25 protein-coding genes and 1 pseudogene are annotated in these 23,037 nt (G+C 62.6%); 8 read left to right on the plus strand and 18 right to left on the minus strand.

The genetic code is table 11. The features are described from left to right. The first annotated feature begins 16 nt into the window (after positions 1-16). The 3 genes and pseudogenes from E7681_RS02345 (at position 17) to lpxK (ending at position 2,479) form a co-directional block, all read left to right on the plus strand. Positions 17-250: a DUF4170 domain-containing protein gene (locus E7681_RS02345; protein ID WP_136337645.1), complete on the plus strand. Its 234-nt coding sequence runs from the start codon at positions 17-19 to the stop codon at positions 248-250. A gap of 68 nt (positions 251-318) precedes the next feature. Next, positions 319-804 (plus strand): annotated as a pseudogene (locus E7681_RS19395) (glycosyltransferase N-terminal domain-containing protein); the annotation flags it as partial. A gap of 667 nt (positions 805-1,471) precedes the next feature. Continuing rightward, complete coding sequence (gene lpxK, locus E7681_RS02355; protein ID WP_136337647.1) at positions 1,472-2,479, plus strand: tetraacyldisaccharide 4'-kinase; 1,008 nt, start codon at positions 1,472-1,474, stop codon at positions 2,477-2,479. 39 nt (positions 2,480-2,518) lie between these two features. Here lpxK and E7681_RS02360 read toward each other — a convergent pair whose 3' ends face one another. Together E7681_RS02360 and ribA are read right to left on the minus strand one after the other, a co-directional pair. Continuing rightward, on the minus strand, positions 2,519-3,013 hold the full coding sequence (locus tag E7681_RS02360; RefSeq protein ID WP_136337648.1) for a L,D-transpeptidase family protein: 495 nt from the start codon (positions 3,011-3,013) through the stop codon (positions 2,519-2,521). Further along, entirely contained in the window at positions 3,010-4,098 is a 1,089-nt protein-coding gene (gene ribA / locus E7681_RS02365; RefSeq protein ID WP_136337649.1) for a GTP cyclohydrolase II, read from the minus strand. Before ribA ends, E7681_RS02360 begins: the two co-directional genes overlap by 4 nt. A gap of 160 nt (positions 4,099-4,258) precedes the next feature. Between ribA and E7681_RS02370 the strand changes: the two genes are divergently transcribed. Then, complete coding sequence (locus tag E7681_RS02370) at positions 4,259-4,945, plus strand: response regulator transcription factor (RefSeq protein ID WP_136337650.1); 687 nt, start codon at positions 4,259-4,261, stop codon at positions 4,943-4,945. A 190-nt stretch (positions 4,946-5,135) separates the two neighbouring features. Here the strand turns inward: E7681_RS02370 and E7681_RS02375 are convergent, their stop codons facing one another. From E7681_RS02375 to E7681_RS02400, 6 genes are all read right to left on the minus strand, one after another. Beyond that, positions 5,136-6,245: a flagellar basal body P-ring protein FlgI gene (locus E7681_RS02375; protein ID WP_136337651.1), complete on the minus strand. Its 1,110-nt coding sequence runs from the start codon at positions 6,243-6,245 to the stop codon at positions 5,136-5,138. Next, on the minus strand, positions 6,242-7,234 hold the full coding sequence (locus E7681_RS02380; RefSeq protein ID WP_136337652.1) for a flagellin: 993 nt from the start codon (positions 7,232-7,234) through the stop codon (positions 6,242-6,244). The genes E7681_RS02375 and E7681_RS02380 overlap by 4 nt, the downstream gene beginning before the upstream one ends. Beyond that, positions 7,234-8,679 (minus strand): flagellar hook-associated protein FlgK, encoded by a 1,446-nt coding sequence (gene flgK, locus E7681_RS02385; RefSeq protein ID WP_136337653.1) that lies wholly within the window; start codon positions 8,677-8,679, stop codon positions 7,234-7,236. The genes E7681_RS02380 and flgK overlap by 1 nt, the downstream gene beginning before the upstream one ends. A 36-nt stretch (positions 8,680-8,715) precedes the next feature. Then, positions 8,716-10,020 (minus strand): flagellar hook protein FlgE, encoded by a 1,305-nt coding sequence (locus E7681_RS02390; RefSeq protein ID WP_246032388.1) that lies wholly within the window; start codon positions 10,018-10,020, stop codon positions 8,716-8,718. 99 nt (positions 10,021-10,119) lie between these two features. Next, positions 10,120-10,956: a flagellar motor protein MotB gene (locus tag E7681_RS02395; protein ID WP_136337655.1), complete on the minus strand. Its 837-nt coding sequence runs from the start codon at positions 10,954-10,956 to the stop codon at positions 10,120-10,122. Positions 10,957-11,037: 81 nt separating this feature from the next. Then, complete coding sequence (locus tag E7681_RS02400; protein ID WP_136337656.1) at positions 11,038-12,180, minus strand: alpha-D-ribose 1-methylphosphonate 5-triphosphate diphosphatase; 1,143 nt, start codon at positions 12,178-12,180, stop codon at positions 11,038-11,040. A 56-nt stretch (positions 12,181-12,236) separates the two neighbouring features. Between E7681_RS02400 and E7681_RS02405 the strand changes: the two genes are divergently transcribed. Then, a complete protein-coding gene (locus tag E7681_RS02405; protein WP_136337657.1) occupies positions 12,237-12,920 on the plus strand; it encodes a DUF1045 domain-containing protein in 684 nt (227 codons plus the stop codon). Here the strand turns inward: E7681_RS02405 and phnN are convergent. From phnN to E7681_RS02425, 4 genes are read right to left on the minus strand one after another with little or no spacing between them, the layout of a single operon-like run. Further along, positions 12,902-13,444, minus strand: a complete 543-nt coding sequence (phnN, locus tag E7681_RS02410; protein WP_136337658.1) for a phosphonate metabolism protein/1,5-bisphosphokinase (PRPP-forming) PhnN — start codon at positions 13,442-13,444, stop codon at positions 12,902-12,904. The genes E7681_RS02405 and phnN overlap by 19 nt on opposite strands. Further along, entirely contained in the window at positions 13,441-14,124 is a 684-nt protein-coding gene (gene phnL / locus E7681_RS02415) for a phosphonate C-P lyase system protein PhnL (protein ID WP_136337659.1), read from the minus strand. The genes phnN and phnL overlap by 4 nt, the downstream gene beginning before the upstream one ends. Positions 14,125-14,179: 55 nt before the next feature. Beyond that, positions 14,180-14,950 (minus strand): phosphonate C-P lyase system protein PhnK, encoded by a 771-nt coding sequence (phnK, locus tag E7681_RS02420; protein ID WP_136337660.1) that lies wholly within the window; start codon positions 14,948-14,950, stop codon positions 14,180-14,182. Continuing rightward, positions 14,947-15,819, minus strand: coding sequence for an alpha-D-ribose 1-methylphosphonate 5-phosphate C-P-lyase PhnJ (locus E7681_RS02425; protein WP_136337661.1), 873 nt, complete (start codon positions 15,817-15,819; stop codon positions 14,947-14,949). Before E7681_RS02425 ends, phnK begins: the two co-directional genes overlap by 4 nt. On the opposite strand from E7681_RS02425, the gene E7681_RS02430 reads away from it, so the two are divergent. Then, the gene (locus E7681_RS02430) at positions 15,819-16,016 is read left to right on the plus strand and encodes a hypothetical protein (RefSeq protein ID WP_136337662.1); all 198 of its coding nucleotides are present in this window, start codon (positions 15,819-15,821) and stop codon (positions 16,014-16,016) included. The genes E7681_RS02425 and E7681_RS02430 overlap by 1 nt on opposite strands. Here the strand turns inward: E7681_RS02430 and E7681_RS02435 are convergent. The 3 genes from E7681_RS02435 to phnG are packed head-to-tail and all read right to left on the minus strand — an operon-like array spanning position 16,013 to position 18,116. After that, entirely contained in the window at positions 16,013-17,104 is a 1,092-nt protein-coding gene (locus tag E7681_RS02435) for a carbon-phosphorus lyase complex subunit (protein ID WP_136337663.1), read from the minus strand. The two genes, E7681_RS02430 and E7681_RS02435, sit on opposite strands and share 4 nt — an antisense overlap. Then, positions 17,104-17,673 carry a phosphonate C-P lyase system protein PhnH gene (phnH, locus tag E7681_RS02440; protein WP_136337664.1) on the minus strand — a complete coding sequence of 190 codons (570 nt, stop codon included), beginning with the start codon at positions 17,671-17,673 and terminating at the stop codon, positions 17,104-17,106. Before phnH ends, E7681_RS02435 begins: the two co-directional genes overlap by 1 nt. After that, positions 17,673-18,116 (minus strand): phosphonate C-P lyase system protein PhnG, encoded by a 444-nt coding sequence (gene phnG, locus E7681_RS02445; protein ID WP_136337665.1) that lies wholly within the window; start codon positions 18,114-18,116, stop codon positions 17,673-17,675. The genes phnH and phnG overlap by 1 nt, the downstream gene beginning before the upstream one ends. Positions 18,117-18,221: 105 nt before the next feature. Here phnG and phnF point away from each other — a divergent pair, with 105 nt between their 5' ends. Then, the gene (gene phnF / locus E7681_RS02450; protein ID WP_136337666.1) at positions 18,222-18,929 is read left to right on the plus strand and encodes a phosphonate metabolism transcriptional regulator PhnF; all 708 of its coding nucleotides are present in this window, start codon (positions 18,222-18,224) and stop codon (positions 18,927-18,929) included. 94 nt (positions 18,930-19,023) lie between these two features. Next, positions 19,024-20,196 carry an alpha-D-ribose 1-methylphosphonate 5-triphosphate diphosphatase gene (locus E7681_RS02455; RefSeq protein WP_136337667.1) on the plus strand — a complete coding sequence of 391 codons (1,173 nt, stop codon included), beginning with the start codon at positions 19,024-19,026 and terminating at the stop codon, positions 20,194-20,196. A 16-nt stretch (positions 20,197-20,212) separates the two neighbouring features. Here E7681_RS02455 and E7681_RS02460 read toward each other — a convergent pair whose 3' ends face one another. Genes E7681_RS02460 through phnE (E7681_RS02470) form a run of 3 tightly spaced genes read right to left on the minus strand, consistent with a single transcriptional unit; the run spans position 20,213 to position 23,033 of the window. Further along, a complete protein-coding gene (locus E7681_RS02460) occupies positions 20,213-20,827 on the minus strand; it encodes an LbetaH domain-containing protein (protein ID WP_136337668.1) in 615 nt (204 codons plus the stop codon). A gap of 53 nt (positions 20,828-20,880) precedes the next feature. Then, the gene (gene phnE / locus E7681_RS02465) at positions 20,881-22,170 is read right to left on the minus strand and encodes a phosphonate ABC transporter, permease protein PhnE (RefSeq protein WP_136337669.1); all 1,290 of its coding nucleotides are present in this window, start codon (positions 22,168-22,170) and stop codon (positions 20,881-20,883) included. Next, the gene (phnE, locus tag E7681_RS02470; RefSeq protein WP_136337670.1) at positions 22,167-23,033 is read right to left on the minus strand and encodes a phosphonate ABC transporter, permease protein PhnE; all 867 of its coding nucleotides are present in this window, start codon (positions 23,031-23,033) and stop codon (positions 22,167-22,169) included. The genes phnE (E7681_RS02465) and phnE (E7681_RS02470) overlap by 4 nt, the downstream gene beginning before the upstream one ends. Between the last annotated feature and the right edge of the window lie 4 nt (positions 23,034-23,037).

The following is a 23,037-nucleotide window of genomic DNA, read 5'->3' on the forward strand; positions in this document are numbered from 1 at the left end:
GACAGGAGGCCCCCTCATGACCCAACGCCTGCATCTGGTCTTCGGCGGCGAGCTGGTTGACCCCGGCAGCACCGAGTTCAAGAACGTCGATGACATCCACATCGTCGGCCTGTTCCCCGACTACGCCAGCGCCTACGACGCCTGGAAAGCCGAAGCACAGCGCACTGTCGACAACGCCCACATGCGCTATTTCGTGGCCCATGTGCACCGGCTGATGGAACAGGATCTGGCCGGCCCTGCTGCTGGCTGACGGCCTAGATGGCGTCACTCAGCCTCGCTGCCTATCTGGCTTTGGTTCGTCGCGCGCCGCGCGATGCGATGTCGTTTCCCCGCGAACGACCCAAGGGGCAGTTGATCTGGGGACACGCGACCAACCTGTCAAAGGCCGCGGCTTTGCTGCAACTGGTTCAGCGCCTGCGGGCGCAGGGTTCAGATGTGTCCCTGTTGCTGACGACGCCCCACGACCTGCCACAACCTGACCACCTGAAACCGTATGTCACCTGGCAGTCCCTGCCCGAGGACAACGTGGCCGAAGCCCGCCGATTCCTGGCCCATTGGAAGCCGGACCTGATGCTGTGGACCTGCGGCAACCTGCAACCGGCGATGATCCATTCCACCGCACGAGCCGGCATCAAAATGATCCTGGTGGATGCCGAAGAAGACGCCTTTGACGGGCACCGCTTCCAATGGCTGCCCGACCTGACGCGTCAGGTGGTCGACCTGTTCGATCACATCATGGCCTCGGACCAAGCGGCGTCGCGCAAGCTGATCCGGTTGGGCTTGCCAGCCGCCAAGGTCGCCGTCACTGGCCGCCTGCAAGAGGCCGCGACCGCCCTGCCCTGCAACGTCGCAATGCGTGACGAGTTGGCCGAAACCCTGGCCGGTCGCTCGCTCTGGCTGGCTGCAATGGTGCAACCTGAAGAGCTGGAGACGATCCTTGAGGCGCACCGCGCCTCGCTGCGGTATTCGCACCGGCAGTTGCTGGTCCTTGTCCCCGACGACGAAACCCGCGGCCCCAACTTCCAGGCCCGGCTCGAGGCAGACGGCTGGCGCTTTGCCACCTGGTCCCACGGCGACATGCCCGAGGAAACCACGCAGATTCTGCTGGCCGACACGCGCGGGGAAATGGGGCTGTGGTACAGGCTGGCTCCGATCACCTTCATGGCCTCGTCGCTGGTGTCGGGACATGGCGGGCGCGACCCGTGGGAACCTGCAGCCTTGGGATCTGCCATCTTGTACGGTCCGAATGTCGGGCGTTACCTGTCCGCATATTCCCGCCTTGCAGGGGCGGGTGCTGCGCGAATCGTACGGGATGCCGATACGCTGTCGGCCGCGATTACCCGGTTGTCCGCACCCGATCAGGCCGCCATCATGGCCCACGCCGCGTGGGAGGTGTCCTCGGAAGGGGCCGAAGCGACCGACCGCCTGATGACACAGATCCAGGACATCCTGGACCGCAAGGAATAAGCCCATGCAACCGCCCCGGTTCTGGTACACGTCCCCCGACCGCGCCACCCTGATGGCGCGACTGCTGGCCCCGTTGGGCGCACTATACGCATCGCTGACCAAACGGCGGGTCAACAGCGCTCCGGGCTATCGCGCCAAGATCCCGGTGATCTGCGTCGGCAACCTGAACGCCGGCGGCACCGGCAAGACGCCCACCACCATTGAACTGGTCCAGCGGCTGCACGGGATGGGAGTCGTCCCTTGCGTCGTCTCGCGCGGGTATGGCGGCCAGCTGGAAGGCCCCGTCGAGGTCGACCCAACGCACCACACAGCCACCGATGTCGGGGACGAGCCGCTGCTGATGGCCGCTTTCGGCCCGGTGATCGTCGCCAAGGACCGTGCCGCAGGCGCACGACTGGCCGAGCAGATGGGTGCGGGCGCGATCGTGATGGATGACGGGTTTCAGAACCCGGCGCTGCGCAAAGACCTGTCCATCATCGTCGTCGATGCGATGAAAGGGTTCGGCAACGGGCGCTGCATGCCCGCCGGGCCACTGCGTGAACCCGTGACCGAAGGGCTGAAACGCGCCGATCTGGTGCTGTCGATTGGCGATACCGAGACGCAAAAGGATTTTGCCAATCAGTGGGGCAGCAGGCTGAGCATACCGCACTTGACCGGCCACCTAGCCCCGCTGGAAACCGGCATGGACTGGACCGACACGCCATTCCTGGCCTTCGCCGGGATTGGTCACCCCGAGAAATTCTTTCGCACGCTGAGGGGCCTCGGCGCGAACGTCATCCGGACCGAAGCGCTGGACGACCACCAAACCCTGACCCCAGCCCTGATGAACCGGTTGGAGACAGAGGCGAAACTGCGTGGCGCACAACTGGTAACGACCGAAAAGGACGCCGTGCGCCTGCCCGCAGGGTTTCAGCAAAAGGTCATTACACTGCCCGTGCGGCTGACAGTGGACCAAGGCAATCAGCTGAACACCCTTTTGAAACGTGTGATTGGCGCGCAGCCGCTTTCTTGAAAAGAAAGCGATCCGAAATCTTTGAAAGATTTCGGTGCCCTAGCGGATGATCAGGCGCGACTCGGGACGCAAATTCTGCGCGATGAACAAAAGATCAGCGCGGGAAAACGCCACGCATCCCGCCGTCGGCCACCCGGGTCTGCGCCATTGGTGTACGAAAATGGCCGACCCTTTGCCCGGCATGGCCTTGGGATAGTTCCAATCGGTCACAAGGATCAGGTCATACATCGGGTCCGTCCGCCTCAGGCGCTCATGGCTCGGTGCGTAAGGCGCGCGGACGGGCTGGTTATAAGCCGCATCGTCAGAGGCATCGGACCACAGATCATTGGGCCCGATCGGACGCGCCCAAGTCACAGGTGGGGCCATTCGATCCGCGCGGTACAGCACATCAACAATGCGATGAACACCGCGCGGCGTTGCCCCGTCGCCTTCGCGTTTGTCGTCGGTCAGCCCACCCCGCCCGATCGAGCACGGAAACCGGCTGTTCAGAAACCGGACGTGACCGGGCATCAGGACCAGATCAAACGCCTTCATAACAAATGGCCGGATTTTTTCGCCTTCGTCGCCAGGTAGCCGCGATTATGATGGGTCTCGCCCACCTTCAGCGGCACCCGCTCGGTCACGGCCACACCGTTTTTTTCCATCATGGCGATCTTGCGCGGGTTGTTTGTCAGCAGGCGGACGGATTTGAACCCCATCTGTTTGAGGATCTGAGCGCCCAGTTTGAAATCGCGCTCATCATCCTCGAAACCCAGTCGATGGTTAGCCTCGACCGTGTCAAAGCCCTGATCCTGAAGCGAATAGGCCCGCATCTTGTTGGCCAGCCCGATGCCGCGCCCCTCTTGGTTGAGGTACAGCAGAACCCCTGCCCCTTCCTCGCCCATCTGGGCCAGCGCGCCCCGCAGTTGCGGGCCGCAATCGCACTTCAGGCTTCCCATCACGTCACCCGTAAAACAGGCCGAGTGCAGGCGCGCCAGCACCGGTTCGTCGCGGGACGGAGAGCCGATTTCAAACGCATAATGCTCTTCACCGCCGTCCTCGGGTCGAAAAATGTGCAAGCGGCCCTTTTCGTGTGCCTCGACCGGCAAACGCGCACTGACCACCGGATGCGGGATCGGGGACGCAGCCAGCAAGGGCGCGGCGACGGGGGCGTTTACCAGGGTCAGCGCATTCTCGGCGGCGAAACTGGCGGGGTCAGTCAGGCGCAGAACCACCACCGCGGGCAGAAGATGCGCGGATTTGGCCAACGCCACGCCCAGTCGGTGCAAATCGGCGTCACCCTCGCGCTGGCTGATCAGCGGCCCCTTCATCGGCGTTCGCAGATCGTCGGCCGGATCGGCGACCCCCATGATCCAGCCAAGTGCCGCGTCCGTCGGCAGTTTTACCCGTGCGACGTCACCGTCATAGGCGCGCGCTTTCAGGGTTTCGGCGCGCCGCGCGGTGATCGTCAGTACCGGCTCTCCGCCCAAGGCGCGCAGATCAGCCAGACGCTGCGGGGTCAGCGTTTCGGCCGCCAGCACCAGCGCGCCACCCTCGCCACACAGCACGACAGGCACGCCCATACGCAGATCGGCACGGGCGCGGGCCAGGATTTCTGTTACATCGGGGACAAAGCTCATCGGCGATTTCCGGCAAATTCCCGGAACATGTACGTCTTTTTCATTGGCTTTGAAACATTTCCGCCACGAAAAACACGAGGGCGTGAGAGTTTTCGCCGTCAACTTGTCGAAACAATTCCGTGACCTCATCTTTTTGTCATCACTGATGGAGGGCCCACACATGGGACAACTCAAGAAAATTCTGCTGGTCGACGATGACGAAGACCTGCGCGAGGCGCTCAGCGAACAGCTGGTGATGACCGAGGATTTCGACGTCTTCGAAGCCGGTTCGGGCAGCGAAGCGATGAAGAAGGCCAAGGAAGGCATTTACGATCTGGTGATCTTGGACGTCGGCCTGCCGGACACTGACGGACGAGAGTTGTGCCGCCTGATGCGCAAACAGGGCGTGAAGTCTCCGATTCTGATGCTGACCGGCCATGACAGCGACGCCGACACCATTCTGGGTTTGGACGCGGGCGCGAATGACTACGTGACCAAGCCGTTCAAATTCCCAGTTCTGCTTGCCCGTATCCGTGCCCAGTTGCGGCAACACGAACAGTCCGAGGACGCCGTATTCCAGTTGGGGCCGTACAGTTTCCGCCCCGCGATGAAGATGCTAGTGACCGAGGATGACAAAAAGATCCGCCTGACGGAAAAGGAAACCAACATCCTGAAGTTCCTGTACCGCGCACCCGAAGGCGTGGTCCCGCGCGATGTGCTGCTGCACGAGGTCTGGGGCTATAACGCGGGCGTCACCACCCACACGCTGGAAACCCACATCTACCGACTGCGGCAAAAGATCGAGCTCGACCCCTCGAACGCCCGTCTGTTGGTGACTGAATCGGGTGGCTACAAGCTGGTGGCCTGAAATTTGAGGCAGATCAAAGAGAGGTTCACGCCGAATCTTTTATAGATCACTTAACCCGTCGCATATGCGGGCCCTCATATGCACCTCCCTGTTGGACTGACCCGGGCGCTGACCCGGGTCTTTTTTTGTTCAACACAGCAAATTGTCATGCTCGGCGACGGAGGGGACAGATCTCGAGACACGCCATTCGCTATCGGACAACAAACTCCGCATGCAGGGCCCCGGCCGCTTTGATGCTTTTCAGGATATCGATCATGTCGCGCGGGGAAACGCCCAGCGAATTCAGCCCGGCAACGACCTCAGAGAGTGACGCGCCGCCGCTGACTTCGGCCAGATTGGGGCCATCCTCTTCGGTCAGATCGACCCGGGATCGTGGCACCACCACAGTTTCGCCTTCGGCGAATGGGTTGGGCTGGACCGCAAGGGGCGTTTCCTGAATTCGCAGCGTCAAATTCCCCTGTGAAACTGCCACGCGGGAAATCCGAACGTCCTCGCCCATCACGATTGTCCCGGACCGCTGATCGACAACAACGCGCGCCTTTCGTTCAGGCTCGACCGAGAGGTTTTCCACCCGGCTGAGCACATGTGCGACCGAATTCATCCGCGTCGCCTCAATATCCAGGCTCACCGTACCAGAGTCCTGCATCCGCGCGACCGCCCGACCGAAATCATTGTTAATCGCTTTCTCGATCCGGCCGGCCGTTGTGAAGTCCGGTTCCCGCAGAGCCAGTCGAACGGTGCTCATCGAGGACAAATCAAACAGGACCTCACGTTCCACCCGCGCGCCCGAAGGGATGACACCTGCGGTCGGGACGCCCTGGGTGACGCTCGCACCGTCGCCTTCGGCTGACGCACCGCTTGCGATTATGGTCCCCTGCGCAACGGCGTAAATCTGACCATCGGCGGCGTTCAGAGGGGTCATGATCAGGGTTCCACCCAACAGGCTTTTCGCATCCCCGATCGCAGACACGGTAACATCCACCTGCGATCCCGTTCGCGCAAATGCTTGCAGCGAGGCCGTCACCAAAACCGCAGCGACGTTTTTTGGACGAAACTGCTCGCCCGTGACGTTGACGCCAAGCCGCTCCAGAATGTTCGACATGATCTCTTCGGTGAATGGCGAATTGCGCAAACCGTCGCCCGTGCCATTCAGGCCTACGACAAGACCATAACCAACCAAGTCGTTGCCGCGAACGCCGTCAAACTCAACCAGATCTTTCAAGCGGACCACGCCCGCTTCGGCTAAAAACGGGGCCAAGCCAAGAACCAGAACGATTGCGGAAAAGAGGCGTGAGATCATAGGAAATTCACCAGAGACAGGCCCGAGAGGCGCGAAGTGACCGTGTAGAGCGCTTCCAGCTGGAACTGGACGTTCTCGATATTCGTCGCCGTCTCGAATTGATCGACACCCAGCAAAGCCTCTTTTGCATAGCTCAATGAAACTCGTTCCGATGCCAAACGCGTACCGATTTCTTCGATGCGCGCCTCGGCAAACCCAAGGTCCGAGCGCAATGCAGTCAACCCGCCCTGCGCATTCAGCAACCCTTTTGCCGACCCTTTCTGTAGCGAAATCTGAACCAGTGGATCGGAAACTTCTGCGCTCATCACGGTAATCGCGACTTCGGCCATGACGGCACGTAACTCTGCTGCGTCAGCGCGCAAATCAAGATGCACGCGATCTTGGCCGCCCAAACGGAACGGGGTCAAGTTTTCCTGAGAACCGACATAGGCAGAGGTTTCGAAACCCGAGGGCGAATCGAACCATGTTTCTACCGCCGCACGGATGTCTTCGGCGGTCGTCTTGCCTGCGACCTCTGCTCTGACGCTTTGCAGGATGGTTTCAACGTCCGCCAAGGCCTGAGCCGGCGTTGCATCGCCGGCGAAAAGGGCGCGGCCAGCAAAATGGCTGTTCAGACTGGAAATGATCTGGGCAAACTGAACTTCTGCATTTTCAGCAACGACTTTTCGCGATTCAGCCGTCGACTGTTCGGCCCCCATCAAATCGGCTGTAAGCTGTTCGACTTCCCCCTGAATGCTGCCCAGTGCAGCCTGCATGGCCGCCGAAAAACCCTGAGCCTCTGACGCCGCATTTTCATAGGCGTTGTTTACCACCATGCTGCGTTCGATATCCGAGAGATACCGGTAATCGCCGCCCAGATGCCGCGTCAGGTCTGCCGTTTTGCCGGTGCTCAACTCTTCGGTAAGCCGAACAAGTTGCTGGTTCAGCGAAGTGCCTTGTCGACGCAACGACCAAGTCTGCGCCATGTCCCCGAATGAAGCGAGTTTCATCAGCCAATCTCCATCAATCTTTGCAACATCTCATCGACGGCCTGAATGATTTTGGCATTCGCTGCGTAGGCTTGCTCGACCATCAGCAAATGCTGAAGTTCAGCATCCGTATCCACACCGAGGGTTAGTTCCATCTCTTTCAATTCGGATTGTCGCGCAGACGCGAAGCTCGTTCGCTGCTCTGCGTTCGACTCTCTCAAGCCCAAGGCAGAGTGGAAATCCGAAAAGAGGGTCGCCAGGTCCCGTTCAACAGCTCCAAGGATTGTCGCATCAGGCACCTTGGAGGCGGACAGCCCATCCAGCATCGCCTGCAGGATTTCGCTATTGCCAGAAGCTTCGGGACTGGTTGCAGAAAGGCCGTCGCGCAGGCGCCAAACTTCACCCCCCTTGGACGGGTCCACCAATGCATTCAGCGTGATCCGGCCAGCGATGCCTGTAACACTGGATGCAACCGCACCTGAATCGGTAAACAGGCCGGGTGCGTCAGGCGGCAAGGTCGGATCCACCCCTGTTTCAAATCGCTGAATAAGGTCGAGGGCAAGCGTGTCCAACTCGCCCTGTACGGCCGTCAAGGTTTGATCGCGCACAAGGAATGTTGCACCGAGAGTGCTGCCAGAAATCGGACCATCAGGACCGACATCAATTGCACTTCCGTTGATGGACAGACCGCCCAGAAGCCCGTTTTCGACGGTCATATGTGCTGCGACCGTATTCCGCGGTGTGAACGACACTTCGGCCGCCTCCCCATCCAACAGGACTGCGCCACCGGGCGTCACCAGCGCGACGCTGCCCATGTCCCTCGGCAACTCCTTTACGGGGACGATCGTCGAGATTTCATCGATAAGCGCCTGTCTTTGATCCAGCAAGCCTGCATGCTCGCGCCCCTGGCCACGCGCCGCGATAATGCTGCGATTGAGAGTCTCAACCTCGCCGAGCGCATCGTTCAGTCGTTGGACCTGGGTGTCGATGGATCGGTCAGCCTCGGCGCGCAGGGACTGGACGCTGGTGCTCAGTTTATTCAGGCCGTTAGCCACACCTGCGGCCGCTTCAGCCGCTGACGCCAGGCGAATTTCCGACTCTGGGAGGGCCGCCGCTGCGATCAAGGTGCTTTCGAACTCTGCCAGCAGGCCCGTCAACGAATGCGCATCTGTCGGGTCGCCCGCGACCGCTGAGATGCGCGAGAGATAGCGGTTCTGAACTTCAGAGGCAGACAGTTCTGCATCAGCGCCACGCCTTTCGCCCAGCAATGCCTGATCGACGCGGCGCGTGATGCCTTCGACGGAAACACCCCCGTCCGCGCCCCAACTGCGGGCTGACAATGTCAGCCCCCGGGTGGCGTATCCCTCGGTCATGGCGTTTGCCAGGTTGGACGAGATGACGCTTGCGCCTCGGGCCGAAGCTGTCAGCCCGGACAAAGCGTTCGATAGGGCGCTGGTCAGAGACATACTCTTTCCTTTCAGAGATCAGTTGAAGGGGCCGCGTTACCGTTTGATATTGGTCGTTTCCTGCAACATCTCATCGACGGTCTGAATGACCTTGGCATTTGACGAATACGCCCGCTGGGTCTGGATCATGTCGGTCAGTTCACCCGCCACGTCGGTCGTCGATTCCTCCAGCGCGTAGGACACGATGTCCCCGGTCGGGCCATCGCCCGCATCCCACAGGAAGAACGTGCCGCTGTCCGGAGAGGTCGCGAAGGTCTGATGATCCAGAGCCACCAGCCCGTTCGGGTTGGGCATATCGACCAGCGGGATCTGGAAGATGGTCCGCGTGATCCCGGTGTCATAGATCGCGTGAACAAACCCGTTCGAATCCACCTCGACCGAGGTCATGTTGCCGACCGGGTAGCCATCCTTGTCGATCGACACAGGGGCAAAGCTGCTGGACAGTTGCGTCAGCCCATCGGGATCGCCGGGTTGGCCGATGTTGATTTCCAGCGGCCCGCCAGCCACATCGACGATCAGCGACCCCGTCGCATCATCGTAGGCGCCGCCGGACACTACGGTGACGCCGCTCAGCGTACCGCCTGCATCGCGCCCATCATCAAAGCTTAGGACATATTCGCCAATCACGGCCCCGTCCTGAGCCGTGTCGCGCAGGATCATCGTCCATTCGTTCGACGACCCGTCGGCGGGGATGGTCGGCGTGAACTCGATCTCGATGTTCTGCGAAATCCCCAGGTTGTCATAGTACTCGATCGACAGGGCCTGAGAGTCGCCCGTACTGCTCGCATCGGTCTCAGTCGCGGGCAGGTTGACGCCAAGAGAGATCCGCGTTGTCGGCTCTCCGGTCAATTGGTTGACGTTGACCTGCACGGGCTCCAACCCCGCACCGGTATCGCGCGGATAGGTCGGAACGCTTCCATTAGCCAGGGCCGGCCAACCCATCAGGGTCAGGCCAGACGGTGTCACCAGATAGCCGTTGCTGTCGGTCTGAAACGACCCTGTGGTCGTCAGCAGCATCTGGGCGTCCCCGTTATCCAGATTGATCCGCGACGACGATGCGACCGGCAGGAAACCACGCCCCCGAACCGCCAGATCAGTCGGGTTCGACGTGGTCACCAGCGAACCCGAGGCGCTGACCATACGCTGCGTCGTCACCCGAACGCCGCCCGCCGAATAGGCCCCCCCGCGACTGGACGAAATCACCATCGAGTGGAAATCCGTCTGCATCCGCTTGTACCCGTAGGTCGAGGAGTTCGCGATATTGTCGGAAATCGTCGCCAGACGGTTGGCATTGGCCGCAAGCCCGGCCACGCCCGCGTTCAAGGAAGAGGAAATCGTCATGGATACGCCTTTCTGCTGCATCAACCCGAAGTTGACACAGCTTTACAGGGCGTAACTTAACAGCGCGCTAATAGCTCAAATTGCGCAGAGTTTCCTCTGTCAAAGCCCCTCTCTCAGCAGGATCACCTCAAGGCGGTTGTTGCGCTCGCTGGATGGATCATCGACCGCCATCTCCTTGTCGGCATGTCCGGTCACCCGTTTCACGCGGTCGAAATGCATCCCCGCATCCTGCAGCAAACGCCGCATCCGATCGGCCCGAGCCGCGGACAGGGTCCAGACCGGGTTGTCTTTCAAAACAACGGGATAAGCACGCGTATGACCATCGACGGCGACGTCGTTCGTGACCAGCCCGAACACCCGCACCATCATCTTGGACAGTTCAACCAGCAGTACGGTCGGCCGGTCACTATCTGCCTCGAACAAGGTCGCATCAGGCGTGTCGAACAACTCGACGATTAGCCCTTCGTCGGTAAGGCGTGTGATAATGTGGCGCTGAAGATCAGTGCTCATCATGCTTTCACCGCCACGTCCCATCAGGGCCGCTTCCATCTCGCGCAGCGCCTTGTCCTGGGCATCCAGGCCCGCGTCGTCGCCGATTTCACCGCGCGCCTGTTTCGACTCGGTCGGACGCAGGTTCGTTGCGCCCGTGCCGTTTTGCGGCAGCACCACCTCGGAGAACACGGACTCTCCGCCAAAGGCACCATCGCCCCCGCCCGACACACGGCTGATCGCCACGGTCGGACTGAAATAATCCGCAATCCCCTTGCGTTGTTTTTCGGTTGTTGCGTTCAGCAGCCACATCAACATGAAGAAGGCCATCATCGCGGTCACGAAATCGGCATAGGCAACCTTCCACGCCCCACCGTGGTGCCCGTCGCCGCCGACGACCTTCTTCCTCTTGATGATGACTGGAGCCGCATTCGCATGCGAAGCCATCTCACCACCTCTTTCTCACCCGTTAACAGGGATATCAGCCGAGGTGTTATCAATGTCCTAACAGATAAAATTCACCGTTTATTAGGACACCCGATTGCCCTGAACCCAGGTGCCCCGCACGACCGGCGCGCCGGCGATCCGTTTCACCCGGATCAGATCGGCGCGTTCGCCCAAGGCGATCCGCCCGCGATCCGTCAGGCCCGAGGCATCGGCGGGCGCCTTCGTCACCGTCGCGATCCCGCGCGCCATGTTGCCCCACATATCCCCCAGCAGCAGCGCCGAGGCCAGCAAGGCAGCCGGCACGTAGTCCGAGGACACGATGTCCAGCAGGTCCAGCTCGGCCAGCTCTCCGGCCGCAACATTCCCCGAATGGGAGCCACCCCGGATCAGGTTCGGCGCACCCATCATCACGGCGATCCCGTGGGCATGACAGGCGCGCGCGGCCTCGACGGTGGTCGGGAACTCGGCCAGACGGATACCGTGCGAGGCGGACGTTTTGACATGTGCTTCGGTGGTGTCATCATGGCTGGCCAGAACCGCGCCGTAACGACGGGCGGCCTCGACGGCCAGCACCTCGTGTCGCTCGCCATTGCGCGCCCGCATCTCGCGCAGCTGCGCAACGTGTTCGGCAAAGTCGTCCTCGGTCATGTTGTTCTTGCCCATGACATAGGCCTTTAGCTTGCTGATATCGCGGAACTGCCGCTGGCCGGGCGTGTGATCCATCAGGCTTACGATGCCGACGCGATCATCGGGACCGAATTCACCCATCTCCTCTTCCAGCGTTTCCGAGCACACCTCGGCCCGCAGGTGCAGGTAATGACTGATCTTCAACGCACCCGCCTGGCGCAGCTCCAGCAACTCGCGCGACAGAGAGCGCGCGTATTTCAGATAGCGCCCCTTGCCCGACGGGATCGAGCCAACCCGCATCGCATCGAACACCGTGGTGATCCCGACGCTGGCCAGCTCAGCGTCGTGGGCGACGATGGCGGCGGCGTGGGGCCAGTCGACCTTGGGGCGGGGCTGGATGTGCCGCTCCAGGTTATCGGTATGCAGCTCAATCAGGCCGGGGCACAGCAGATCCCCCTCCATGTCCAGCGCGCCGGGGGGCACCTCGCTGCCACTGTCCAAAGCCGCGATCACGCCGTCCTTGACGACCACCGTGCCACGGATGGCTTCGTTTTCCAGCACCAGATTGGCATTGGCCAGGATCAGTTGATTTGTCATGCTCTTGTTACCTTACGGCCTCATGCCGCCTTGCAAAGAAAAACAGAGGCCACATCGTGACCAAATTCAAACGTTTCGCCGTGTATTTCGCGCCCGAGCCCGGCCTGCTTGCCGAATTTGGCGCAGATTGGCTGGGCTGGGATCTGGCCAAGGGCCAACCCGCCGAACATCCGGTGATCGAGGGGCTGGACATTGCCGCCCTGACCGCCACGCCGCGCAAATACGGGCTGCACGGCACGATCAAACCGCCGTTCCGGCTGGCCGAAGGCACGGACTCCCCGGCGCTTGAGGCCGCCGTGGCTGCGCTGTGTGCCATCCTGCGTCCGCTGACGCTGGACGGGCTGGAGCTGACGCGTTTGGGCGGGTTTCTGGCCCTGACCGTGACAGGCGACACCGCCCCGCTCAGCACCCTCGCCGCCCACGTCGTTCGGGATCTGGACAGCTTTCGCGCCCCCCCGTCCGAGGCCGAGTTGCTCCGCCGCCGCAAAGCCAACCTGTCGCCCCGGCAAGAGGAACTGCTGACGCGCTGGGGCTACCCCTACGTGATGGAGGAGTTCCGTTTCCACATCACCCTGACCGGCAAGATGCCCCGCAATCATGCCGAAACGGTGCATCAACAAATGGACCCCGTGATCGCCCCGCTGCTGCCGCGGCCCTTCGTGGTCAGTTCGCTCTGTCTGGTGGGCGAGGATGAGGACGGCATGTTCCATCTGATCCACCGCTACGCCCTTTCCGGCTGAAGCGCCGCCTCAAACGCGGCCACCGCCGTCTCAAGCGTGCCCTCGTTGCGGATCACGACAGGCGAAATCCCAGCCGGCAGCGCAAAATCCGCGCGCTCCAGCCGTTTGGCCATGTCCTCGGCGCTCTCGCGCCCCCGGTCCTGCAAGCGCTGCGCAAGCACATCTGCAGACGCCGTGATGACCACCGTCATCGACCGCTCAAACCGATCTGACATCAGCGGCAGCACCGCGCGAGAAAGATTCGCCAGCACATCCCGCCCCTCGGCAAGGTGCTGATCGACGCTCGCCGGGATACCGTATGCCAGCCCATGCGCCCGCCAGTGCAGCGCGAACGCGCCTGCCGCCACCATCTCTGTAAACTCCGCCTCACTGACCGAGGTTGCATCCTCGCCAGCCGCCTCCGGGCTGCGCGTGATGACACGCGTGACCCGGTAAATCTCGGGATGGCGCGTACAAACGGCCTCCATGACCGTGTCCTTGCCCGCCCCGGACGGGCCGACAACCGCGATGAACCGCCCCGTCATGCCACCGCCTTCGGCGCAAAGCCCGTCACATCGACCTCGCGGTCACACACCCGCTCGCGCGCGGCCTTGTCGTGGAAAATCCCGATGATCGCCGCCCCGCGCGCCTTGGCCTCTTCAATCAGGCCCAGCACCACCTCGCGGTTCTTCGCGTCCAGACTGGCGGTCGGTTCATCCAGCAGCATCGCCGGAAACGCATGAGCAAAGCCGCGCGCGATGTTCACCCGCTGCTGCTCGCCCCCTGAAAACGTGGTGGGGGACAGCGCCCACAACCGTTCCGGAATGTTCAACCGCCCCAGCAAATCCCGCGCCCGCTCGTGCGCTTCCTCGACACCAACGCCCACGTTCAGCAACGGCTCGGCCACCACATCCAGCGTCGGCACGCGCGGCACCACCCGCAAAAACTGGCTGACATAGCCCAACACCTCGCGGCGCAACGCCAATATCTCGCGCGGCTCAGCCCGTGCGAGATCGACATCCCCCACTAGGATCGAGCCGCCATTGGCCAAATAATTCCCATAAATCATCCGCATCAGCGTCGATTTCCCCGCGCCCGACGCCCCGACCAACGCCACGCATTCGCCCGGCGCCACGCTCAGCGATCCACCCGCCATCACGGGGATCACCGCGCCACCCTGATTATGCAGCACGAACTCTTTCGACAGGTCCCTGATCTCAATCATCTTCTTCTTTTCCCAAATATCCTCGGGGGGTGTGGGGGGCAGACAGCCCCCCACCTCACACCTGCAACACAGAGCTGACCAGAAGTTGCGTATAGCCATGCTGTGGGTCGTCCAACACCTGATCGGTCAGCCCGCTTTCCACCACATGGCCGGATTTCATCACCATCAGCCGGTCCGCCAGCAACCGCACCACCGCCAGGTCATGGGTCACGATGATAGCGCTCAGCCCCATCTCGCGCACCAGCCCGCGCAGCAGGTCCAGCAGCCGCGCCTGCACCGAGACGTCCAGCCCCCCCGTCGGCTCGTCCATGAACACCAGCCGAGGCCCCGTCACCAGGTTCCGCGCAATCTGCAAGCGTTGCTGCATCCCGCCACTGAACGCACTGGGGCGGTCGTCCACGCGGTCCTCGGCGATCTCGACCCGTTCCAGCCAGTCGATCGCCTTGGCGCGGATGTCGCCGTAATTGCGCGCGCCCACGGCCATCAGCCGCTCGCCGACATTGCCGCCCGCGCTGACGCCCATCCGCAACCCGTCCCGCGCGTGCTGATGTACAAAGGCCCAGTCGGTGCGGCCCAGCATCCGGCGCTCGGGTTCGCTCATCGTCACGGTGTCGCGCAATCCATCCGCTCGCGTATGAAACAGCACCTCGCCTGCGTCCGGCTCCAGACGACCGGCAAGACAGTTCAGCAGCGTCGACTTCCCCGAGCCGCTTTCACCGACAATCCCCATCACCTCACCGGGGTACAGATCAAAGGACACGTCATTGCACCCGATCCGGTTGCCATAGAATTTCGACAGGTTGTTGACCTTCAGAAGCGGCGTCATGCTGCGTCCTCCTCAAACGGGGCACCTTGCGCACCGATATGTCCCTCGGCCCGGCGTCCCCGGCAGAAATCGGTATCCGAACACACGAACATCCGCCCACCCGCGTCATCGACGATGACCTCGTCCAGATAGGATGTATCGCAGCCGCAAAGATCGCAGGCATGGTCGGCCTTGCTGGCCTCGAACGGGTAATCCTCGAAATCCAAACTGACGGCCTTGGTGTAGGGCGGCAGCGCATAAATCCGCTGTTCGCGCCCGGCGCCGAACAGTTGGATCGCGGCCATCTCCAGCTTGGGGTTATCGAATTTCGGGATCGGCGATGGGTCCATCACATAGCGCCCCTCGACCTTCACCGGATAGGCATAGGCCGTCGAAATCGCCCCATTGCGCGAGATATCCTCGTACAGTTTCACATGCATCAAGCCGTATTCCTCCAGCGCGTGCATCTTGCGGGTCTCAGTCTCGCGCGGCTCCAGAAAGCGCAGGGGTTCGGGGATCGGCACCTGGTAAACCAGGATCTGATCCTCGCGCAGCGGCTCTTCGGGGATGCGGTGGCGGGTCTGGATCACATCCGCGTCCGAGGTCCGCTCGGTCACCGCAACACCAGCAGTCTTTTGGAAAAACTTGCGGATTGAGACGGCATTCGTGGTGTCATCGGCACCCTGGTCGATCACCTTCATCGTGTCCTCGGGCGTCAGCACAGCGGCGCTGACCTGCACGCCGCCGGTGCCCCAGCCATAGGGCATCGGCATCTCGCGGCTGGCAAACGGCACCTGATAGCCGGGGATCGCCAACCCTTTCAGGATGGCCCGCCGGATCATGCGTTTGGTCTGTTCATCCAGATAGGCAAAGTTGTAGGCTTCGCTCATTGTTCGATCTCCTGCGCGCAAAGGGCCGCACGATGCTGGGCACCGCCGTCACCATTGCGATTGTCGTTGCCTTTGCGGGCATGCTGGGCCTGTTCGGCCGCAAGAAGCGCCCGCCGCGCTATGATCCGAATGTCAGCACCGATGGCGGCGATGACGTTGGCTGGTCCGACGGGGACGGAGATGGGGACGGCGATTAAGCGCATTCCGCCGCCTCCCGCAGGGCCGTCGTCGCCTCGGCGCGCATTTTGCGGACCAGTTCCAGTTCGGACTGGAAATCAACGTAGTGGGGCAGCTTGATATGCTCCAGGAACCCGGTCGCCTGAATGTTGTCGGCGTGGTACAGCACGAATTCCTCGTCCTGCGCCGGGGCGCCTTCGAAGTCCTCGCCCAGTTCTTTCCAGCGCAGTGCACGGTCGACCAAGGCCATCGAGATCGCCTTGCGCTCGGTCTGACCGAATACCAGCCCATAGCCACGGGTGAATTGCGGCGGCTCAACCTTCGAGCCTTTGAACTGGTTTACCGTCTCGCATTCGGTCAGCTCGACCTCGCCGATGTCGATGGCGAAGCCCAGCTCGGGGATCTCCATCTCGACTGCGCAGGTACCGATCCGCAGCTCGCCAACAAAGGCGTGATTGCGGGCATAGCCGCGCTGGGTCGAATAGGCCATGCCCAGCACAAACCCCTCGTCCCCACGGGTCAGCGATTGTAACCGCAGCGCCCGCGCGGCGGGCAACTCCAGCGGTTCGCGCGTCAGGTCGGGCGGGGTCTGGTCGCTGTCGGCCTCGGTCTGGATCAAGCCTTCCTTGTTCAGGAATTCGGTGATGTGAGGCACTGGGCCGGGGGTGGTATCGCGGGTCGGCGCGTCGGGCACCTCGCCCTCGGCGGCCAGTTTGAAATCCAGCAGGCGGTGCGTGTAGTCAAACGTCGGCCCCAGCACCTGCCCGCCCGGAGCGTCCTTGAACGTCGCGCTGATGCGGCGGATGCAGTCCATCCGCTCGGTCTCAATCGGCAGGGTGTAGCCAAAGCGCGGCAACGTAGTGCGATAGGCGCGGATCAAAAAGATCGCCTCGATCAGATCGCCACGCGCCTGTTTGATCGCCAGTGCGGCCAGATCGGGATCGTAGAGCGAACCCTCGGCCATCACCCGGTTCACCGCCAGCGTCATCTGTTCGCGTATCTGCGCGACCGACAGCTCGGGGATCGCGGTGTCGCCCCGGCGTTCCTCAGCCAGCCAGGAATGGGCGGCGTCGATCGCCTTCTCTCCGCCTTTGACAGCAACGTACATCAGGCCACCTCCGGTTTGGTGCTGCGCGGCAGGGCCGCCAGCGCGTCGCCATGTGTCAGGAAGAAATCCAGCCCCAGCGGGAACAGCGCGGCATTGCGCGCCATCAGGGCAGGGTCGGGCAAGTTCAGCGCCGCCGTTTCCGCGATACCCGGACCGCGCAGGGTGGTGCCGCTGGCGGTCAGTTCGGGCATTTCGACGATCAGCGTGGCGCTGCGGTCGGGATATTCCGAGGTGCCGATACGGTAGCCCTGCAAGGGCAGCAGGTCGTCCCACGAACCAATCGCAAAGGCACAGAATTCATGCCTCGCAAAGGGCGCGCCGGTGTGAAAGGTGATCCAGTCGCGCACCGCTGCGCAGTCCAGGGCACCGGCCAGATAGACCGGGGTTTCCGCGTCCAGCAGCGTCAGCGCCAGAACGCCCGCCGCCACCGACATCGGCGCCGGAGGGGTCGCGCCCTCGACCATCTGGATTGTGCCGGGGCGCGCCATTGCGTTCATCGCCGCACGGAACGCGCGCGCCGACTGCTGCGGAGCCTGACTGAACCCACCGGACAAAGCTGCGTGCTGCATCAGTCCTCTCCTCGTACCATCGTGAAGAACTCCACCTTCGTTGCCGCCGCTTTCGAGGCGCGAAGGGCGCGCTGCGTCTGCAAGTGATCCACCAGCGGGGTCAGGATCGTCGCCCGAACTACGTCGGCCTGCGGACCCTGCATCAGGGCATCAACCAGCGCGGCGATCCGCGCCTTGGCCTTGTCACGGCCTTGCACATAGGCATGACCCACTTCGCCACTGCCCAATTGCAACGAGCAACGCGTCACGGTCATTTCCCCAAGATTGAAGGCAGCACCAGTGCCGCCCATCCGGCCACGCACCATCGCGCCGCCAACCTCGGGGGTGCGCAGGAATTCGAACTCCGGGGTCTCTCCGAAATCCGCCCACAGGCGCGACAGCAGCTCTGCCGGTGCTTTTGCCAGCGTGCTCATCCACGCCTTGCGATCTGTATTCGCGTCCATCTAGACACCTTGCCAATTTGTCTACGTATCTATACAACTAGACAAATATTGCACCGACTCACCCGGCCAAGCAACCCGGGTTTTGTGAATTCTTGGTGACACTTGATGCCCAAAACGCCCGTCTGGCGCGCGATTGCCGCCACGCTCATGGATGAAATCGCCAGCGGCCATTACCGGCCCGGTGACAAACTGCCGACCGAGGCCGAGCTGTCCACGCGGTTCGGCGTCAACCGCCACACCGTCCGCCGCGCCCTGGCCGAACTAGGCACGCTGGGCCTGACTCATGCGCGGCGCGGGGCCGGCGTGTTCGTGCTGTCCGAGCCGACGGATTACCGCATCGGCAAGCGCGTCCGCTTTCACCAGAACCTGACCGAGGCCGGACGCCTGCCCGCCAAGCGCATACTGACCCTGCAAACCCGCCCCAGCGATAAAGACGAGGCTGAGGCACTGGCCCTGCCCCCCGGCGCCTCGGTCCATGTATACGAAGGTTTGTCGCTGGCTGACGGCACGCCGGTGGCCCTGTTCCGCTCCGTCTTTCCGGCGCAGCCCTTTCCGAACCTGCTGGCCGATCTGCAGTTCCACCAATCCGTCACCAAGGCCTTGGCCGCCGCCGGGATCGAGGATTACACCCGCGCTTCTACCCGGCTGACGGCCAAAACGGCCACCGCAACGCAGGCCCTGCAACTGGGCATATCCGAAGGCGCCCCGATCCTGCGCACCGTCGCCATCAACCATGACACCACGGGCAGACCCATCGAATACGGCCACACCTGGTTCGTCGGGGATCGCATCACGCTGGTGGTCGCGGACTAGGCGTTTCACCCGCTACATCCGCGCGATCATTGTCACAATCGCGACACGCAACCTCTTTAGAACAAGGCAAATCGTTCTAAGGCAGTTTGCAATCATGACCCGAATGCTCCCCCCTTTGCGCTTGGTTGGCGCCACCGTTCTGCGTGACGGAGAGATGCAGGAAAGGTCAGTGGTGATCGAGGACGGGTGCATCTCCAAGGGCCCCCGACCGGCGGTGGACCTGAGCGGCTATTACATCCTGCCGGGCATCATCGACCTGCACGGCGACGCGTTCGAACGTCACATAGCGCCGCGCCCCTCGGCATTGTTCCCGATCGCCACCGGCCTGCGCAACACCGACCGCGATGCGGCCGCCAACGGCATCACCACCGCCTGGCTGGCCCAAAGCTGGAGCTGGGAAGGCGGAATGCGCAGCCCCGAGTTCGCCGAGACATTCCTGGACGCACTCAGCGCCTACCGTCCCTTCGCCCTGACCGATCTGCGCGCCCAGATCCGCTATGAAACGCATATGATCGACACCGAGACCCGCCTGCTGGACGCGATCCGCAAGCACGGCATCGACTACGTGGTCTTCAACAACCACCTCGTCAAAACCGTCGAGATGTCGGACGAGGCCCTGACCGGCTACGCCGCCCGCTTTGGCATGACCGGCGCACACCTGCGCGACATCGCCAAACAGGCGCTGGCCCGCACGCGCGAAGTTCCCCGCCACCTGTGCCGACTGGCCGAAGCCTTTGACGGTCTGGGCGTGACCTATGGCTCGCATGACGACCACGACGCCGAGGGGCGCGAGCACTACGCCATGATCGGCGCCCGCGTCTGCGAGTTCCCAACCTGCCGCCCGCCGGCCGCCGCCGCCGCCGCGATGGGCGACCCGGTGCTGATGGGCGCGCCGAACGTGGTGCGTGGCGGCTCGCAATCTGGCGGCGTCCCGGCGGTGCAGATGATCCGCGACCGCCTGGTGACCGCTCTGGTTTCTGACTATTTCTACCCGTCGCTGGCCCGCGCCGCCTTCCACCTGGTCGAAAGCAACCTGCTGAGCCTGCCGCGCGCCTGGGCGCTGATCTCGACCAACCCCGCGCATATCCTGCGCCTGCACGATCGCGGTGTGATCGACTACGGCAAACGCGCCGATCTGGTGGTGATCAACAAGGCGACGCAAGCCGTCGAAGCGACGATTGCCAACGGCTGCCTGTCGCACCTGTCGGGCGAGGCCGCGCGCCGCTTCATGCAACAGGACCAGCCGATGCAGATGGCCGCCGAGTGACGGCGGCCTTCTGATTTCACTCGTATTTTTCCAGGAATGCCTCGACGCTCAGCGCCTGGAAATCCATCAGTGCCTCACGCAGGCGGGCATGATCCCAGTCCCACCACGCCAGCGCGATCAGGCGCTCGCCAATCCCTTGCGGGAACCGCTCGCGCAGCGGAACGGCGGGCACACCGGCCACGATCATGTAGGGCGGCACGTCCTTCGTCACCACCGCGCCCGAGGCAACGATGGCCCCGTGCCCAATCGTCACCTCAGGCTTGACCTGCACATTGTGCCCCAGCCAGGTGTCATGACCGATCGTCGCGCGCCGGGCGTGGCGGCGCTCGAAAAACGCCTCGTCCCGCGCCGCATCGTCCCAATACTCGTGCGAACGGTACAAAAAATGATGCAGGCTCGCGCGTTCCCACGGATGGTCCGTCGCGCCGATCCGCACGAAGCTGGCGATGTTTGCAAACTTCCCGACATCGGCATTCGCGATATCCGCATAACGGTCACAATACGAATAATCGTCCATCCGCACATGGGCCAGACGGCTTCCCTTGCCCACTTCGCAGAACCGACCGAACGACACCTCGGTCAGCTCGACGCCCTCATGGATAAACGGTTGATTTTCTTCAAGTCTTGGCATTCTTTCTGATCCCAAATACTCCCGCCGGAGGCGAAAAATCCCGACCTACCCGCTCAGCCCTTGATCAGTTTCTGACGCAGGATGCCCGAAATCCAATCCATCAACATCACCATCCCGATGATCAGCACGATGTAATAGCTGACCTCTTCCCAATCTTTCTGGGTGATGATCGCCTGCGTCAACAACAGGCCGATGCCGCCGCCGGTGATTGCGCCGATGATCGTGGCGCTGCGGGTATTGGACTCCAGAAAGTACAAAACCTGGCTCAAAAACACCGGAGTCACCTGCGGGATGACCCCGAACCGGTACCGTTGCAGCGGTTTTGCGCCCGTCGACTGGACCCCTTCAATCTGTTTTCCGTCAACGTTTTCAAGTGCTTCCGAGAACATCTTGCCAAAGCTGCCGGTGTCCGTGATCAGGATTGCCAAGGCCCCCGTCAACGGCCCCGGTCCGAAGGCTCTGGCCAGGACGATTGTCCAGATCAGGGCGTCTACGCCGCGGAAGAAGTCGAACAGGCGGCGGGCGGCGAAGCGCAGGGTTAACAGCGGGGTGAAGTTGCGGGCCGCCAGAAAGGCCAGCGGCAGGGCGACCAGGGCCGCGCCGAATGTGCCCAGAAAGGCCATCAGCACCGTCTCGAACATCGCCCAGGCGACGTCGGCGTGGCGCCACATCGCGTTGCCCCAGAAGTCGCTGAAGATCGCCCCGGCCTCGCCCGAAAAAGCGTGCGAAATCAGGTCGGTAAAGGCCATGCCGTGATAGGGGCTGTCGAGCGTGAAGAAGAACAGTTCCCAGCCGAAGGCATAGCGGAACACCTCGGACCGGTTGCGGGTGATGGTCAGGCGCGCGTCGGGCAGCGTGACCACGACCCGGTTTTTCGAGGCGTTGATCCATGCGGGCAGATCGCCCGACGGAAAGCTTGCGTTAACCCCTTTGTTATCGGGGCGCGCGGTCAGTTCGTAACCGTCACCGCCGGAAAATTGTATGATTCCGGCCGAAAAACGTACGCTGTTTCCGTGGCTCAGATCGACCACGGTTTCGGCCCCGTTTTCGGTGACCCAATCGGGGTGCTGACCGGCGGGATAGGTGCCCTTGCGCTCGCCCTCGACGGCGTAGACGACCTGATGCGTGCGGTTGTCCATCGTGACGTGGGTCTTGTAGCTGTAGCTGTCGCGGATCAGGGTCTTGCCGTTCTCCAGATTGGCGCGCTCGGCCAGGCCGGGGATGTCGAAGCTGACGAAGATGTAGCCCAGATAGGCCAGGATCACGAGCGGCAGCGCGAAAGCGGTCAGGCGCTTGCGCAGGAACAGCGCGTCGGCCTGCGTCTTGAGGGTGGCAGCGGTCATAGGGTGGCCTCCAGTCGGGTGCCGTAGGTCAGGCGATCGCGCAGGACCGAGGACAGTTGGTCAACGATCACGATGGTGCCGAACAGCAGCAGGAAGATGGCGGCGGCCTCGTCATACTGGCCCTTGCCCCAGCTCATGGCGTTTTTCAGGTCGTAGCCGATGCCGCCCGCGCCGACGAAGCCAAGGATGGCCGAGGCGCGGATGTTGATTTCAAAGCGCAGCAGGGCGTAGGACAGGTAGTTCGGCGCGACCTGCGGCACGACGCCCAGCATCATGCGCTGCAACCACGAGGCACCGACGGAATGCAGCCCCTCGATGGGTTTGAGAGAGGCGTTCTCGTTCACCTCGGAAAACAGTTTGCCCAGCGCGCCGGTGGTGTGAAAGGCGATGGCGATCATCGCGGGCACGGGACCGCCACCCAGCACGAAGATCAGCACCAGCGCGACCACGATTTCCGGCATCGCGCGGGTGATGTCCATCGCGCGGCGGAACAGCGGGATCAGGCGGGGCCAGCGGGCCATGCCCTTGGTCGCCAGCATCGACAGCACCATCGCGAACAGCGCACCGATCAGGGTCGAGGCGCCGGCGATGTTGATCGTCTCGATCAGCGAGGGGGCGTATTTGACGATATGCGCGGGCAGATCGGGGAGCTTCTGGGCGGCTTCGGACAGAACCTCGGCCGGGAAGTCAAAGATGCGGTGCAGGCCGGACCAGAAGCCCCCTGCGTTGCGGTCGTCGGCCAGTACAAAGCCCGAGGCCATCAGCGCCACGAAAACAGCCAGCAGGATGCCGGAATACAGGCGCTTGCGGTGGGTCATCGCCATGTAGTCGGCGCGGACCTGGGTCAGGGGAATGTCGGCCATGGGA

This window comes from Thalassobius vesicularis, from assembly GCF_004799325.1.
In the GTDB taxonomy this organism is placed as follows: Bacteria; Pseudomonadota; Alphaproteobacteria; order Rhodobacterales; family Rhodobacteraceae; genus Thalassobius; species Thalassobius vesicularis.

Excerpts from the sequence above, each read along its gene's own strand:
- E7681_RS02345 (WP_136337645.1), top strand. The coding sequence starts at position 17 with ATGACCCAACGCCTGCATCTGGTCTTCGGCGGCGAGCTGGTTGACCCC.
- lpxK (WP_136337647.1), top strand. The coding sequence starts at position 1,472 with ATGCAACCGCCCCGGTTCTGGTACACGTCCCCCGACCGCGCCACCCTG.
- E7681_RS02360 (WP_136337648.1), bottom strand. The coding sequence starts at position 3,013 with ATGAAGGCGTTTGATCTGGTCCTGATGCCCGGTCACGTCCGGTTTCTG.
- ribA (WP_136337649.1), bottom strand. The coding sequence starts at position 4,098 with ATGAGCTTTGTCCCCGATGTAACAGAAATCCTGGCCCGCGCCCGTGCC.
- E7681_RS02370 (WP_136337650.1), top strand. The coding sequence starts at position 4,259 with ATGGGACAACTCAAGAAAATTCTGCTGGTCGACGATGACGAAGACCTG.
- E7681_RS02375 (WP_136337651.1), bottom strand. The coding sequence starts at position 6,245 with ATGATCTCACGCCTCTTTTCCGCAATCGTTCTGGTTCTTGGCTTGGCC.
- E7681_RS02380 (WP_136337652.1), bottom strand. The coding sequence starts at position 7,234 with ATGAAACTCGCTTCATTCGGGGACATGGCGCAGACTTGGTCGTTGCGT.
- flgK (WP_136337653.1), bottom strand. The coding sequence starts at position 8,679 with ATGTCTCTGACCAGCGCCCTATCGAACGCTTTGTCCGGGCTGACAGCT.
- E7681_RS02390 (WP_246032388.1), bottom strand. The coding sequence starts at position 10,020 with ATGACGATTTCCTCTTCCTTGAACGCGGGCGTGGCCGGGCTTGCGGCC.
- E7681_RS02395 (WP_136337655.1), bottom strand. The coding sequence starts at position 10,956 with ATGGCTTCGCATGCGAATGCGGCTCCAGTCATCATCAAGAGGAAGAAG.
- E7681_RS02400 (WP_136337656.1), bottom strand. The coding sequence starts at position 12,180 with ATGACAAATCAACTGATCCTGGCCAATGCCAATCTGGTGCTGGAAAAC.
- phnN (WP_136337658.1), bottom strand. The coding sequence starts at position 13,444 with ATGACGGGGCGGTTCATCGCGGTTGTCGGCCCGTCCGGGGCGGGCAAG.
- phnL (WP_136337659.1), bottom strand. The coding sequence starts at position 14,124 with ATGATTGAGATCAGGGACCTGTCGAAAGAGTTCGTGCTGCATAATCAG.
- phnK (WP_136337660.1), bottom strand. The coding sequence starts at position 14,950 with ATGACGCCGCTTCTGAAGGTCAACAACCTGTCGAAATTCTATGGCAAC.
- E7681_RS02425 (WP_136337661.1), bottom strand. The coding sequence starts at position 15,819 with ATGAGCGAAGCCTACAACTTTGCCTATCTGGATGAACAGACCAAACGC.
- E7681_RS02435 (WP_136337663.1), bottom strand. The coding sequence starts at position 17,104 with ATGTACGTTGCTGTCAAAGGCGGAGAGAAGGCGATCGACGCCGCCCAT.
- phnH (WP_136337664.1), bottom strand. The coding sequence starts at position 17,673 with ATGCAGCACGCAGCTTTGTCCGGTGGGTTCAGTCAGGCTCCGCAGCAG.
- phnG (WP_136337665.1), bottom strand. The coding sequence starts at position 18,116 with ATGGACGCGAATACAGATCGCAAGGCGTGGATGAGCACGCTGGCAAAA.
- phnF (WP_136337666.1), top strand. The coding sequence starts at position 18,222 with ATGCCCAAAACGCCCGTCTGGCGCGCGATTGCCGCCACGCTCATGGAT.
- E7681_RS02455 (WP_136337667.1), top strand. The coding sequence starts at position 19,024 with ATGACCCGAATGCTCCCCCCTTTGCGCTTGGTTGGCGCCACCGTTCTG.
- E7681_RS02460 (WP_136337668.1), bottom strand. The coding sequence starts at position 20,827 with ATGCCAAGACTTGAAGAAAATCAACCGTTTATCCATGAGGGCGTCGAG.
- phnE (WP_136337669.1), bottom strand. The coding sequence starts at position 22,170 with ATGACCGCTGCCACCCTCAAGACGCAGGCCGACGCGCTGTTCCTGCGC.
- phnE (WP_136337670.1), bottom strand. The coding sequence starts at position 23,033 with ATGGCCGACATTCCCCTGACCCAGGTCCGCGCCGACTACATGGCGATG.